The sequence below is a fragment of the Solimonas marina genome (assembly GCF_012241385.1).
Taxonomy (GTDB): domain Bacteria; phylum Pseudomonadota; class Gammaproteobacteria; order Nevskiales; family Nevskiaceae; genus Solimonas; species Solimonas marina.
In genome coordinates this window covers 582,124-595,309 of the sequence record NZ_JAAVXB010000001.1, presented here as the reverse complement: position 1 = coordinate 595,309, position 13,186 = coordinate 582,124, and the positions used below count along the sequence as shown (strand labels likewise).

The following is a 13,186-nucleotide window of genomic DNA, read 5'->3' as shown; positions in this document are numbered from 1 at the left end:
TCGAGTACAGCGCTGCCGTATCGTGTGCGGGCGCGACCATCGTCGCGCTCACACCGATTCCATGCTTCGAGATCTCACCGCCTTCGGCAACAGCGCCGTCCTGTTGCCGCTCACCTTGTTGATTCTGCTGTGGCTGGCCCATGTCGGCGGTCGCCGTCCGGCCCTGGCGTGGCTGGCCGGCTTTGCCGTCGGCATCGGCGCGATCACGCTGCTGAAAGCCTATTTCCTCAATTGCCCGCTGCCGCATTTCAGCCTGCACAGCCCCAGCGGCCATGCCGGCTTCAGCCTGTTCGTCTACGGTGGCATCAGCCTGCTGACCGGGCGTAGTCGTCCCCTGTGGTTGCGACTCGTCGTCATTGCATGCGCCGTCTTCTGGGTACTGTTGATCGCCTGGAGCCGCTATGCATTACATGCGCACAGCATCATCGAATTGATACTCGGCATGATGCTCGGCGCAATCGGCCTGGTGGTGTTCGTCGCACTGCGTGGCGAGCTGCCGCGCATGCACTTTCCGCTGTTCCTGTTCGGCGGCGCGACCACGCTGCTGGTCCTTGCGCTGTTCGGCCCGCTGCACCCGCTGCAGTTCGAATCGCTGCTGGCGCGCCTCGGACACCTGATCACGCCCACCCTGCCGTTCTGCAGCGCGGCAGGATGATCACCGTCAGCGCGTCCGGGGCGTGCTTGGTGTGATTTCTCTACGCATCGGTGGATAACGAACGCCGGTCATTTCTTCGCCACCGCCGGTCGCCGTAGACCTCCAGGCCGTGCGCGCGCGAGTAGCGTGGTCTGCATGAAAACCTCATCGGGCCAACGGCGGCTCCGTTCCTCGGGCTTCACGCTGATCGAGCTGATCGTGACGGTCGTGATCGTCGCGATCCTGGCGGCGATCGCGATCCCGTCGTACAGCGCATACATCACGCGCAGCCAGATCCGCGCCGCGGAAGCCGATCTCGTCGCGCTCAGCCTCAATCTCGAAAACTACTACCAGCAGCAGCTCAGCTATCCCGCGGTGACCACGACCACCGCGCAGACCGAGGCGCTGTTCAAGGGCTGGTATCCGGCGGCGTCGACGTTCAGCTACGTCATCGCTGCCAGCGACGCGACCGGCTACACGTTGAAAGCCAGCGGCAGCGGCCGCACCAGCGGCTATGTACTGACCCTCAATGACGGCAACGACCGCGTACTGACCCACCCCAGCGGAACGACGGAGACCTGGTGACGAAAGGGGGATGCCAGGATCGGGGGTTTTCGTTGATCGAGATGATGGTGGTCATCGCGATCATCAGCATGCTGACCATGCTCGGCGTGCCGCTGACGAGCAATTGGGTCGCCTCGGCGCAGCTACGTGAAACGCAGGCGGCGCTGGCGCAGGGCATCGCACGTGCCAAGGCGATTTCACTGCGCAATCCAGGCGCCGTTGGCGACGACGTAGCGGCGGCGATTCTCTGCCGCAGCAACGACCAACTGCGGCTGATCACGGCCGCCGATGCCGACGGCGCCACGTGCAGCGACACGACGCAGTGGTCGGCGGCGTTGTCGACACAAACGACGATCGAAGCCGGCGGTGGCGCCTTCAGCTGCGTGGCCTTCGACAACCGTGGTTTGACGCTGAACCCCAGTGTCGCCGGCAGCGGCAGTGACCACTGCCTGACGTCGCTGGACTTCACCTTGAGCAAGGCGTCGGTCGATGAACAGGTCAGCTTTCATTGACCGCGCGACGCGGCGTCGTCAGCGCGGCGACATGCTGCTCGAGGCGCTGATCGGCACGCTGCTGATCGGCATTGTCGGCCTCGGCATGAGCTACACCGCTTCACGGGTCATGGTCGGTCAGCGCTACCAGAACGCGCAGGGCATCGCGATCTCGCAAATGCGCGCATTGATGCAGCGCTATGGCACAACGCTGTGCACGGACGATTCGCTGGCCGTCATCACCATGCCGCCGGACCGCCAGCTCGGCGTCGACGTGCAATGCGATGCGCTGCTGTCGGTGAAGATCAACAGCATCGACCTCACCGTACTGCCGTCGGCGGTGAAACTGTCGGTGACGTCGCCGGAATTGTTCGGCGGGGTCGGGACCATTGTGGTCGGAGATAACGGCTGATGCTGGCACTGAAGCGCCAGCACGGTGTGACGATGATCAGCCTGCTGACCGGCATGGCGATTTCAATGATCGGCATCGTCTCGATGCTGTCGCTCTACAAGAATTTGATTTACCAGACCGTCGCTTCGGCGCAGCGCAGTGGCCACGACGGCGAAATTGCGGCCGGTCTGCTGACCGCACAGATCGAATTGCAGGGCGCCGGCTACGGCGTCGCCACCGCCAGCGGCGCGGCGAAAAGCAACACCGATTTCATCGTGGTCAGCGGCGCGACGCTCGATGCGCAGCTGAAGCTGCATGGCACGGCGCTGACCATCGGTTCGTCGGCGGTCAGCGGCAATGCCATTGTCTGGGGTGACAACCCGACGTTGAGCGCCTATCGCTGCAACGCACTGATCGTCAGCGATGGTGGCCTGACGCTGTTGCGCGCAACGTCCGGCTGTGCGGCTGCGACCGACTGGGCCAGCGCACAGTGGCAGCGCCGTGCCGATCTGGTGTCGAGCGGAGCGCTCGATCAGGCCGACACGACATTTTCGGTCAGTCACGGTAGCTGTGCCCCGTTCGGCAAGGGGCTGCCGCTGCCGGCCTTGATCCTGACGATGCGTGCGCACGGCGTCGACGCCGGTTATCCGACCGGCGCTGCGCTGTGCATCACCAACTACCTGACATGAAGACGCGCAGAGGCCAGCGCGGTTACGCGACGATCCTGACCATCCTGCTGGTCGGCATGGCGCTGACGGCCAGTACGCTCGGCGTCATGTCGACGATACGCGGCACCCAGGACAAGACGCTGTCGGTGCATGCGGCAACGCTGGCCGAGTCACGCGCGTGGTCCGGTGTCGAGCTGCTGCGCGTCTATCTCGGTTCGCAGATCGGCACCCTGCTGACGGTGGCACTCAATGGTGTGATTCCGATCACGGGCATCGACGGCGTCTCGATCGACATCGTGTCGATGTCCGGCCCCGACGTCACCGGCAATATTCGCGTCGTCGCTGACGTGACCGGCGAGGGCGCCGGCGCCACGGCGACGCTGCGCACGGTTTACGACGTATCGCTCTATGCCGGCGGCAGCAGCGGCGAGATCGTCACGGCACCGTATTCAGATCTCGACGTCATCAACATCTACAACGATCTGACCATGAACGGCAACATCACCGTGGTCGGCAATGGCAACGCGAAATTCGTTGTCGACGGCAACGTCACGCTGACCAGCGCCAGCATCACTGGCGTCGACACCATCGTGTCGACCGGCAACGTCTCGATCAATAGCGCGATCGCCGTCAAGACCGTCAACGCCAACGGCAACGTGTCGCTGTCTGGATCGGCGGCGCTGCAGAGCATCAATGCGATGGGCAGTGTGACGCTGGCCGGCAGCGCCTCGGCGACAACGATCAACAGCAATGGCCTGGTCAGCTTCGGCGGCAGTTCGTCGGCTACCAGCGTCAACTCGATACTCGGGGTCAGCGTGACCGGCGGCGGTGCTTCGGTGCAGACCATCAATACCGATGGCAGCGTCACCTGGACCAGCTCGGGCTCCGGCAAACTGATCAATGCCAACAGCTACGTGGTCTACGGCGGCGGCAATCTTTCCACCACCATCAACGCGATCGGTGCGGTCAACCTGACCGGCGCCGGCGTCAGCAACGTCAACACCAAAAGCGATACGACCCTGTCATACGGCAGCATCAGCAACCGGCTCGCCGGCCAGGGTCTGCTGACGGTCACCGGCAGCGGCGCCGTCGCCAGCGGCACAGTCGGCGGCTTGATCATCAAGCCGCTGTGGAACAACAGCGTCAACGTCAATACGCAACTCGGCTATCAGGTCGACGTGGCGGTGGTGTCGGTGACGCCGGTCGAGGCCAATCAGGTCACCGATCGCAAGGTCGATGCGTACGCGCTCAAGGACGATGCGAACTACGTGTTCGAGATCGACAGCGCCGGCCACCGCCAAGTCACCGTGCGCAACGTCAACGGCATTACCGATGGTGTTTATTACCTCGGCAATTACAGTGGCCCCTACAAGGATTATCTGTGCACATCGCTGGCCTCCGACGGCAGCAGCTGCGCGACGCCGAGCACCCCCCAGCACACGATCTGCGAAGGTTCGTCCGACAACAACAGCTGCATCTCTTACAGCGCTGGCGAGTGGAGCCTCAATGGCACCAGTCTGGCGCCTGGCGTGATGTGGTTTGCCGGTGATCTGAACGCCGGAAACGGCATCTACCACGACAGCTTTATTGCCAGCGGGGATATCCGCACCAGCGGCAGCAACAAGACGGTCGCGGTGAACTACGCCGGTTATGCCGCGGTATGTCTCAATCAACCGACCGACACGACGCCGTATACGCGCTTCGATGGCCTGTATCCAAACAATTTCTGCGATCTGTCGACGCAAGCGCTGACATCGAACCCGCTCGGCAACATTGCGTTTCTCGCGGGCGGCTATCAGCTCGGCGTGTTTTCCGGCGGCGATATCAAGCTCACCGCATCAAACGATGTGTACGGCAGCGTCATTGCCGGCAACGAATTGTCGACCACCGGCAGCACGACCATTCATGGCTATATCACGGTCGCCGCGCAGGGCGCCGATAGCCTGCTCACCCCCACCAAGTGGGCCGGTAGCACGACCCTCGACCTGACCAACCTGCCGTCATCGTTCGTGCCTGGCGCACTGCCGTGCATGGCCGACTGCAGCACGACATCGAGCGGCGGGACGGGCGCCGCCGTCGCGGTCTGGACACGCTACCAATGAGCGCACCCAGACCGCGCGGCCCTCAGCGCTCGCCCGCCGGCGGATAAGCCGGCAGTAGCGGCGGCGGTTGCGGCACGCTCACCGGATGCTGCTTGAGTTCGTCGAGCAGCACGTTCACGGCGGTTTCGAGTTGCGGGTCGTGACCGGCCAGCATCGGCCCCGGCGCGTCCTCGACTTCAATGTCGGGGTCAACGCCGTGATTCTCGATCACCCAGTTCGAATCCAGGCCGTAGAGGCTGGCCTCCGGCACGGTGATGTAACCGCCATCGAGCAGCGTCCAGGAACCGCGAATGCCGCGCACGCCGCCCCAGGTCCGGGTACCGATCAGCTTGCCGAGACCGTATTTGCGGAAGTAGTACGGGAAGATGTCGCCATCCGATGCGGAATAGTGATTGATCAGGCAGACCTTGGGTCCGTTGATCAGCTGTTCGGGAATCGACATCGTCGCTCGCTCGCGATTGGTCGACATGCCGACCAGGATGCGGCGCAGGCGTTCGAGCACGATCTGGTCGATGAAGCCGCCGCCATTCCAGCGGTCGTCGACGATCAGCGCCTGCTTGTCGAGCTGGCTGTAGAACTGGCGGATGAACTGCTCCATGCCCAGCGCTTCCATGTCCGACAGGTAGATGTAGCCGATCTTGCCGCCCGATAGCCGATCGACGGTTTCGCGGTTGTGATCGATCCACGCCTGCTCGCGCAGCGCCAACTCGTTGTTCACCGGTTTGACGACCACGTCGTGACGCTTGCCGTTGACGCTGGACGCCAGCGTCAGCTTCACCGTGCCATCGGCCTTGTTGACGAGCAGGCTGTACGGATCGGTCGGCGCCTTCAGCTCGTGGTCGTCGATCGCCAGCAGATAGTCGCCCTCCTTGACCTTGATCCCCGGCGCCGTCAGCGGCGCGCGGTAGCGCTCGCGCGTGTTGTCGCCGTGGTAGATCTTGGCGATGCGATAGCGGCCCGATGCGGCGTCGAGTTCGAGATCGGCACCGAGCATGGCGGTGCCGACGTGTGGCCGTGTGTCGTTGTCGTCGCCGCCACCGACGTAGGTGTGTGAGTTGCCGAGCTCGCCCTGCACCTCACCGATCACGTAATTGAGATCCTCGCGCGACCCCACTAGCGGCAGCAGCTTTTCGTACGACGCGCGCACCGCATTCCAGTCGACACCGTTCATCTTCGGATTGAAGAAGAAGTCCCGTTCCAGGCGCCAGGCCGACGCAAACATCTCGCGCCATTCGGCACGCGGATCGACGCGTGTGCGCATGTGTGACAGGTCGACCGGCTTGTCGTCGCTCTTGCCCTGATCCTTGTCCGGGTTCGGCTTGGCATCGACGATGTAGAACTCGTCATGCTTGACGTACAGCAGCTTGCTGTCATCGGCCGCCACATGGAAGCCGTCTAGGCCTTCGGTCAGCGTCGCGTCCTTGCGCTTGTGCATGTCGTAGATGTGCAGCGCCGAATCTTCGCCGGGCAGCGGCCCGTCTATGGTCTGGCTCGGGCTGGTCATGTAGTAGACGAGATCGCCGCGCACTTCGAGCTCGGTGATGTCGTTCGGCGCGATCGGCATCGGCACCGCGCGCTGCATCAGGCCATCAAGATCGACGTCGATCGGTTTGCTCGCGCCCGGCTTCCAGTGCTCGTCGCCACCATCGTCCTTGCCCTTGTCCTTCTTGTCGTCGTCCGATGGGTAGCGCGCTTCGTCCGAGCGCGGGGCGAATGGCGATGGGGCGTCGGCCTTCAAGGTCGCGACGTAGATACCGGTACTCTTCAGCGTCGCGATATTGAATTCGCTCTCGCTGAAGGTCGGCAGCTCGTGCCGCGTGGAAACGAAATACAGCCAACGGCCCTTGGGGTCGAAGACCGGGGCGAAGTCGTTGTCGCGCGCATCGCTGACGCGCGTCGCCTTGCCAGACGTCAGGTTGTAGAGCCAGATCGACCGCACCTGATTGGCGCCGGTCAGGCTGTAAGCCAGCCAGCGGCCATCCGGCGACCAGCTGTAGTCGTGCATCTCCTGAATCTGATCCTGCGCGATCTGCTTCGGCGCGCCGGCGTCGACATCCATCACCCACAGGCGGTGCTCGTTGTCGGAAAACGCGAGGTGCTTGCCGTCGGGCGACCACAGCGGCTGATAGGCGTAGCCACGCTTGAAGTGGGTGAGAATTTTCTCGGCGCCACCGCCCGACGGGCGCACGGCGATCTGCTGCTCACCGTCGACGTCGGTGGTATAGGCCAGTTCGCTGCCGTCCGGCGACCAGGCCGGATGGTCCTCGTCGGCATTCGAGGTTTCAGTGAGGTTGCGCGTGTTGCCGTGCTCGGCTGGCACGCTGAACAGGTCGCCACGTGCACTGAGCAGCAAGCGCTTGCCGTTTGACGACAAGTCGAAATCCGGCTGCTGAGCGACGTCCGTATAGCGAATGGTGTCGGCAGCATCGACGTAACGCGGGCTGGTCTGCAAGCCGTCGTCGGGCACCGCCACGCTCAGCTCGTGCAGCTTTTCGCTCGGCAGATCGAGCACGTAAAGGTGGCCGCCTTGCTGGAAGGCGATGCCATCCGCGCCAGCGCCGATGCCGATCGACGGGAAATCGACGTCATAGTCGCTGAAGTGCGTGACCTCGCGATATTGCTTGGTGTCGAGATCGTAGGCCCAGATGTTCTCGCGGCGGTTGGCGTCGCGATCCGAGAGGAAGTAAATCGTGTGGCCGTACCACATCGGTGCGGTGTCGGTGCCCTTCCAGTCGGTGATGCGCGTCAGCTGCTTGCTGGCGAAATCGTAGGTGTAGACGTCCTGCGCGAGACCGCCGTCGTAACGCTTCCAGGTGCGGAAGTTGCGGAAAATGCGGTTATAGGCGATCTGCTTGCCATCCGGGCTGTAGCTCATCAGACCGCCGCGATCGAGCGGCAGCGCGGTCGGCAGACCGCCGGTCAAGGGCACCGAGAACAGCTTGCCGTACCACGAGTTCCAAGCCTCGGCGCGCGACAGGAAGACGACGTTCTTCGAATCCGGCGTCCAGCCCAACACCATGTTGTTCGGTCCCCAGCGCAGCGGCGCGTCCGGGACCACATCGGAATGGAAGGTCAGGCGCCGGGCTGTGCCGCCGCCGGCCGGCATCACATAGACGTCGCGATTGCCCTGGTACTGGCCGGTAAACGCAATCCACTTGCCGTCCGGCGAGAAACGCGGCATGACCTCGTAGCCGGCTTCGGTGGTCAGACGCCGCGCCACGCCACCCGTACGATCGACCTGCCAGAGATTGCCGTGCGCCTCGAACACCAGCTGCTGACCATGCAAGGTCGGGAAGCGCATCAGCGTCGCATCGTCGTCGGCAGCGGCGGGTCGCACGAACGACAGCGCCGTCAGCATCAGCCCGGCGAGGGCCAGCGGGCGAGGAAGAAGCAAGGTCATGGTGGCAGCAATCCTGCAGTAGTAACGACGCCAGTCTGACCGATATGTCAGTAAACGGTTCGCAACGGGTCGGCAATTAGGGGTTTTCCCGAAGGTCGGGCCGAGCGCCGCGATGGCAAACGCGCGGCCGGTGTCGGCGATGGCACCCCGGCACTGACGTAAGCAATTGCTTACAAAATGAGAGGGACGCGCATCGCGGCTCGACCGACAATGGAGCCATTTCCATTCGCGACGCCGCACTGCGCCATGCGCCAAGCCGCATCCGGTTTCACGCTGATCGAGCTGCTCGTGACGGTCATCATCGTCGCGATTCTCGCGGCGATCGCGTTGCCGGCCTACGGCGCTTACATCACGCGTAGCCAGGTCCGCGCTGCCGAGGCGGACCTGGTGGCGCTGAGCCTGAACCTGGAGAACTACTACCAGCAGCAGCTCAGCTATCCGTCGGCGACCAGCACCACCGCGCAGACCGAGGCCTTGTTTAGTGGTTGGTACCCGGCCGAAGGGGACAACTTCACCTATACGGTGCAAAGCAGCTCGGACAGCGCATACGTCGTCGCTGCCACCGGGACCGGCTCCCGCGTCGCCGGCTACGTCATCACGCTGGGCCAGGACAACACACGGACCGTCACCCCGCCAAGCGGCAGCAGCAGCACATGGTGACGCGGCGCGCTGCGGCCGGTTTCACGCTGATCGAGCTGATGATCGTCATCGCGATCGTCGGCCTGATGCTGGTGCTCGGCGCGCCCTTGACCCGCGCCTGGGTGGTGTCGACGCAGTTGCACGACGCACAGGCGCAGATCGGCCAGGCCTACGCGCGCGGCAAGGCAATGGCGCTGCGTAATCCCGGCGGGGTATCGGACAGCCTGGCGGCGACGATCGTCTGTCTGAGCGGCACGACGCTGTCGTTGTATGCCGCGAGCGACAGCAACACCGCTGCCGCTTGCAGCGGCACCGCGACGTGGAGCACCGAGATTGCAGACAGCGTCAGCGTACAGGCTCCGAGCGGGACCGCTTTCACCTGCGTGGCGTTCGACAACCGCTCGCGTGCGATCAGCGCGTCGGCCAGCGACGGCGGCAACAGCTGCTCGACCGGCAACGGTTTTACGCTCACCAAGGAGTCCGGCACTGTCACGGCAGCGTATTACTGAGCGCGGCGACGCCTTGCTCGAAGCCCTGATCGGCATGTTGCTGATCGGCATCGTTGGGCTCGGCATGAGCTATGCGGCGGCGCGCGCGGTGGTCAGCCAGCGGCAGCTCAATGCGAGCGAAATCGCGATCACACAAATGCGCAATCTACTGCAGCGCTACGGCACGGCGCTGTGTGACGACACGTCGCTGGCGGTGATCACCCTGCCGCCGGCCACATCGCTGGACCTGACGGTCAGCTGCAGCACCGCATCGGCCAGCGTCAACGGCACCAGCGTCAGCGACGCACCATCGTCGGTAACGCTGTCGGCGACGTCCGCCGATGGGTTCGGCGGCAGCGGGACGATCGTTGTCGGCGATCTCGACGATGACAGCTGAGCGTCGCCGCCCCTGCGCGCGGCAACAGCGCGGCGTGACGCTGATCAGTTTGATGGTCGGCATGGTGATCTCGTTGCTCGGACTCGTGGCAATGTTGTCGCTGTACAAAAACCTGATTCGCCAATCGATCATCTCGGCGCAGCGCGCCAGTAGCGACGGCCAGATCAGCGCCGGGTTGCTTGCCGAGCAGATCGATCTGCAGGGCGCCGGCTACGGCATTGGCAGCGGCAGTGCCGGCGCGGCATCCGGCACCGACTTCGTCGTGCTCAGCGGGGCCAGCCTGAATGATGACGGCCAGCTCAGCGGTACCCTGCAAACCCTCGCCAGCGGCGGCAGCGCGATCGGCAATGCCGTGGTCTGGGGCAGCAAGGACGATCTGACAACCTACAGCTGCCAGGCGGCGCTGGCCGTCGATGGCGGTCTGCTGATGCTAAAAGGCAGCGATTGCAACTCCGCGGCGAGCTGGAGCAGCGTCAGTTGGACGCAGAGCGCGCAGCTGGTCGCCGACGACATGCTCGGCGATCAGAGTTCGAGCTTCACCGCCAGCGTCGGCACCTGTTCGCCGTTCGGCAAAGCCGGCACCACGGCCACCGCCGTCATCGTGCGGCTGACGGCCGTCAGCGCCGTCTCCGGCCTCAGCTCATCGGCAACGCTGTGCCTCTCCAATCTGCCGAGTTAGCCACCATGCCCGCCTTGCCTCGATCCCGATATCGCCCATCGGCGCAGCGTCAGCGCGGGATCGCTACGTTGTTGACCGTGCTGCTGGTCGGTTTGGCGATCACCGTGACGACGCTGGGCGTGATGTGGGAAATCCGCGGCACCCAGGACAAAACCCTGGCGGTCCATACCGCGACGCTGGTGCAATCGCGTGCGTGGTCCGGCGTCGAGCTGCTGCGCGACTATCTCGCAACGCTCGACACCACCACGCTCGACAGCTTGCCGAGCGCGCTCACCGTCGGCGGCGAATCGGGGGTCGCGATCAGCGGCCTCAGCGTGAGCGGTTCCGGCACCACCTACACCGTCACCGCCAATATCACCGGCAGCGGCGCCGATTCAACGTCCACGGTGCGCGCCGTCTACAGCGTCACGCCGGCGAGTACCGGCAGCAGTACCGCCAGCTGCGCATCAACAACGCCGGCCGCAGCCATGGTTTTCAACGGCGATCTCACCTACAGCGGCGGCTCGCTGGTGGTCACCGACAGCGCCGATGACTTCACCAACGTCGCGGTCGCCGGCGATATCACCGTCGGCAGTGGCGCCAGCGCGAAGATTTCCGGCTGCGCCAGCGGCGACATCAGCCTGTCCGGCGGTGGTATCGAAACCGGCGCGACCCTGAAGGCCGGCGGCACGATCACCGTCAACAGCATGTCGGCGCCGAGCAGCGCGACGATGTGGGCGAAGAACATCGTCTACGGCAATACCGGCTCCGGCACGTTCACGGCAATGGAAGCCGGCGCCTATACCGCCGATGTCTATTCCGGCAGCGCCAAGATCGGCACCACGAATGTCGGCGGCAGCATCATCGCGTCGACCGCCGGCAGTGACATTCCGTGGACCACGGGCACGATCGTGCCGCAGGCCTCCGATTCGATCGTCATCACCCTCGACGACGGCAGCGGCAGCTTCTTGCTGCCGATGAGCGACGTCAGCATCGACAGCAGCACCGGCGCCGTCAGCGGTGCCAGTGCCGCTGAGCTGCTGAGTGGCAGCGGTTCGCTGCCGGACAATCTCAGCTTCGTCGCAACCGGTATCGACGGCGGCAATATCAGCCTCTACGTGCAGACCATCACGACACTTTGGGGCCATACGCTGACCATCCAGGGCTACGGCGGCACCTATACGAACCTGTTGTCGAACGGCAACCTGAAGATCGTCACTGGCACGATCTCGAACCTGGTCGGCGGCGGCTACCTGTGGGCGACCAGCGCCGGCGCGTCCGGCTCCAGTACCTGGAATTTCCCGACCGTCACCAGCGGCAAGATCGCCGGCACGATTTATTACAGCAGCGCGCAAACCGCGCTGGCGACCGGCACCGCCGTGTCTGGCATGAATGTCAGCCGCTCACAAACCGGTACCTCGCCGGGCCTACCCGGCATTCCGTACTGTGACACGCGCGTCGACAGCGTCGATGCCGCGTCTCTCGAATCGTCGGCGAACTACGTGTTCTATTTCGACAGCACGACGTCGCACCCGATGCTGCGCATTCAGAACGTGAAGACGGCCGACGGCACGGCGGTCGACGCCGGCCCCTACGACCTGACCACGGCCGACGTGCGTACCATCGACGGCAAGGATTTCATGCAATGCAATTGGTATGACAGCTACTGCCTGAGAAGTGCGACACCAAGCAGCGGCTGGACGCTGACCGGCGTCTACAAATTTCCGCCGGGCGTCGCCTGGTTCGACGGGCCGGTGACGGTCAATGGCGTCAATTCCGGGACACAGGCGAACCTCTACGATTCGCTGATCGCAACGGGCGATGTCGACCTCACCAGCAGCGGACATGTGCCGCTGTACGCGCCAAATTACGCGACGGCGAGCGAAATCTGCGGCGGCGATTTCTATCCATCGGACCTATGCGACATGAGCGGCACCGAGCCGGCGTTCGTGACCTGGACCGCGTCGGATGGCACCACCTATACCGGACTGCCGATCGGCAATGTCGCCATTCTCACCGACGGCGCACTGAGCAGTTCCGGCTGGGAGATCCACGGCAACGTCATCATCGGCGGCACGGTCGACACCGGCGGCGCGACGACGACGATCTACGGCACGGTTACCGTTGGCGCCAACGGTACGTCGACCACCACGGTCAGCCAGGGTGGCATCAAGGTCGTCACCGACGGTCTGTCGAGCAGCCAGACACAGTTGCCGTCGTCGGACTGCACAACATCAAGTACACCAACTGCCGGCAGCGCAACGACGGTCTGGACCCGCTACCTCTGACAGGAGCCGCGAAACCCCGCGTCAGGCGGCGATAGGGGCCGCGGCGTGCTTTCGGACCTCGACCCTCAGACGCCCAGATAGTCGAGGATGCCTTCCGCGGCTTCGCGGCCCTCGAAGACGGCGGTGACGACGAGGTCCGAGCCGCGGAGCCCCAGATCGAACGACGGTGCCGCCCGCAGGCGGCGATAGGGGCCGCGGCGCGCTTTCGGACCTCGACCCTCAGACGCCCAGGTAGTCGAGGATGCCTTCCGCGGCTTCGCGGCCCTCGAAGACAGCGGTGACGACGAGGTCCGAACCGCGGAACCCCAAATCGAACGACGGTGCCGCCCGCAGGCGGCGATAGGGGCTGCGGCGCGCTTTCGGACCTCGACCCTCAGACGCCCAGATAGTCGAGGATGCCTTCCGCGGCTTCGCGGCCCTCGAACACGGCGGTAACGACGAGGCCCGAGCCGCGGAACCCCAGATC

Annotated in this window: 12 protein-coding genes and 2 pseudogenes; 11 read left to right on the top strand and 3 right to left on the bottom strand. The window is 64.4% G+C overall.

Annotation, left to right across the window (positions count from 1 at the left end; genetic code table 11):
- Positions 1-61 precede the first annotated feature (61 nt).
- The 6 genes from G7Y82_RS02540 to G7Y82_RS02515 all read left to right on the top strand — a co-directional run bounded on the left by G7Y82_RS02540 (position 62) and on the right by G7Y82_RS02515 (position 4,850).
- Positions 62-655 carry a phosphatase PAP2 family protein gene (locus G7Y82_RS02540; protein WP_168146415.1) on the top strand — a complete coding sequence of 198 codons (594 nt, stop codon included), beginning with the start codon at positions 62-64 and terminating at the stop codon, positions 653-655.
- Between the two features lie 135 nt (positions 656-790).
- Complete coding sequence (locus G7Y82_RS21640) at positions 791-1,219, top strand: type IV pilin protein (RefSeq protein WP_168146414.1); 429 nt, start codon at positions 791-793, stop codon at positions 1,217-1,219.
- Positions 1,216-1,710 (top strand): pilus assembly FimT family protein, encoded by a 495-nt coding sequence (locus tag G7Y82_RS02530; RefSeq protein ID WP_168146413.1) that lies wholly within the window; start codon positions 1,216-1,218, stop codon positions 1,708-1,710. The genes G7Y82_RS21640 and G7Y82_RS02530 overlap by 4 nt, the downstream gene beginning before the upstream one ends.
- A complete protein-coding gene (locus tag G7Y82_RS02525; RefSeq protein WP_168146412.1) occupies positions 1,688-2,101 on the top strand; it encodes a type IV pilus modification PilV family protein in 414 nt (137 codons plus the stop codon). The genes G7Y82_RS02530 and G7Y82_RS02525 overlap by 23 nt, the downstream gene beginning before the upstream one ends.
- A complete protein-coding gene (locus G7Y82_RS02520; RefSeq protein ID WP_168146411.1) occupies positions 2,101-2,769 on the top strand; it encodes a PilW family protein in 669 nt (222 codons plus the stop codon). Before G7Y82_RS02525 ends, G7Y82_RS02520 begins: the two co-directional genes overlap by 1 nt.
- Positions 2,766-4,850 (top strand): hypothetical protein, encoded by a 2,085-nt coding sequence (locus G7Y82_RS02515; protein ID WP_168146410.1) that lies wholly within the window; start codon positions 2,766-2,768, stop codon positions 4,848-4,850. Before G7Y82_RS02520 ends, G7Y82_RS02515 begins: the two co-directional genes overlap by 4 nt.
- 22 nt (positions 4,851-4,872) lie before the next feature.
- Here the strand turns inward: G7Y82_RS02515 and G7Y82_RS02510 are convergent, their stop codons facing one another.
- Positions 4,873-8,250: a S41 family peptidase gene (locus G7Y82_RS02510; protein ID WP_168146409.1), complete on the bottom strand. Its 3,378-nt coding sequence runs from the start codon at positions 8,248-8,250 to the stop codon at positions 4,873-4,875.
- A gap of 246 nt (positions 8,251-8,496) precedes the next feature.
- On the opposite strand from G7Y82_RS02510, the gene G7Y82_RS02505 reads away from it, so the two are divergent.
- From G7Y82_RS02505 to G7Y82_RS02485, 5 genes are all read left to right on the top strand, one after another.
- A complete protein-coding gene (locus G7Y82_RS02505) occupies positions 8,497-8,910 on the top strand; it encodes a type IV pilin protein (RefSeq protein ID WP_168146408.1) in 414 nt (137 codons plus the stop codon).
- Positions 8,904-9,398: a pilus assembly FimT family protein gene (locus G7Y82_RS02500; RefSeq protein ID WP_168146407.1), complete on the top strand. Its 495-nt coding sequence runs from the start codon at positions 8,904-8,906 to the stop codon at positions 9,396-9,398. Before G7Y82_RS02505 ends, G7Y82_RS02500 begins: the two co-directional genes overlap by 7 nt.
- A 13-nt stretch (positions 9,399-9,411) precedes the next feature.
- Positions 9,412-9,774, top strand: coding sequence for a hypothetical protein (locus tag G7Y82_RS02495; protein ID WP_168146406.1), 363 nt, complete (start codon positions 9,412-9,414; stop codon positions 9,772-9,774).
- On the top strand, positions 9,764-10,453 hold the full coding sequence (locus G7Y82_RS02490; RefSeq protein ID WP_168146405.1) for a prepilin-type N-terminal cleavage/methylation domain-containing protein: 690 nt from the start codon (positions 9,764-9,766) through the stop codon (positions 10,451-10,453). Before G7Y82_RS02495 ends, G7Y82_RS02490 begins: the two co-directional genes overlap by 11 nt.
- Positions 10,454-10,521: 68 nt before the next feature.
- Positions 10,522-12,720 carry a beta strand repeat-containing protein gene (locus tag G7Y82_RS02485; RefSeq protein WP_168146404.1) on the top strand — a complete coding sequence of 733 codons (2,199 nt, stop codon included), beginning with the start codon at positions 10,522-10,524 and terminating at the stop codon, positions 12,718-12,720.
- Between the two features lie 65 nt (positions 12,721-12,785).
- Here G7Y82_RS02485 and G7Y82_RS22005 read toward each other — a convergent pair.
- Both G7Y82_RS22005 and G7Y82_RS21840 read right to left on the bottom strand, forming a co-directional pair.
- A pseudogene (locus G7Y82_RS22005) lies at positions 12,786-12,869 on the bottom strand (hypothetical protein); the annotation flags it as partial.
- 70 nt (positions 12,870-12,939) lie between these two features.
- Positions 12,940-13,023, bottom strand: a pseudogene (locus G7Y82_RS21840) (hypothetical protein); the annotation flags it as partial.
- Between the last annotated feature and the right edge of the window lie 163 nt (positions 13,024-13,186).

Bases quoted from the DNA above. Each gene is read 5' to 3' on its own strand.
- G7Y82_RS02540 (WP_168146415.1), top strand. From the start codon at position 62: ATGCTTCGAGATCTCACCGCCTTCGGCAACAGCGCCGTCCTGTTGCCG.
- G7Y82_RS21640 (WP_168146414.1), top strand. From the start codon at position 791: ATGAAAACCTCATCGGGCCAACGGCGGCTCCGTTCCTCGGGCTTCACG.
- G7Y82_RS02525 (WP_168146412.1), top strand. From the start codon at position 1,688: ATGAACAGGTCAGCTTTCATTGACCGCGCGACGCGGCGTCGTCAGCGC.
- G7Y82_RS02520 (WP_168146411.1), top strand. From the start codon at position 2,101: ATGCTGGCACTGAAGCGCCAGCACGGTGTGACGATGATCAGCCTGCTG.
- G7Y82_RS02515 (WP_168146410.1), top strand. From the start codon at position 2,766: ATGAAGACGCGCAGAGGCCAGCGCGGTTACGCGACGATCCTGACCATC.
- G7Y82_RS02510 (WP_168146409.1), bottom strand. From the start codon at position 8,250: ATGACCTTGCTTCTTCCTCGCCCGCTGGCCCTCGCCGGGCTGATGCTG.
- G7Y82_RS02505 (WP_168146408.1), top strand. From the start codon at position 8,497: ATGCGCCAAGCCGCATCCGGTTTCACGCTGATCGAGCTGCTCGTGACG.
- G7Y82_RS02500 (WP_168146407.1), top strand. From the start codon at position 8,904: ATGGTGACGCGGCGCGCTGCGGCCGGTTTCACGCTGATCGAGCTGATG.
- G7Y82_RS02490 (WP_168146405.1), top strand. From the start codon at position 9,764: ATGACAGCTGAGCGTCGCCGCCCCTGCGCGCGGCAACAGCGCGGCGTG.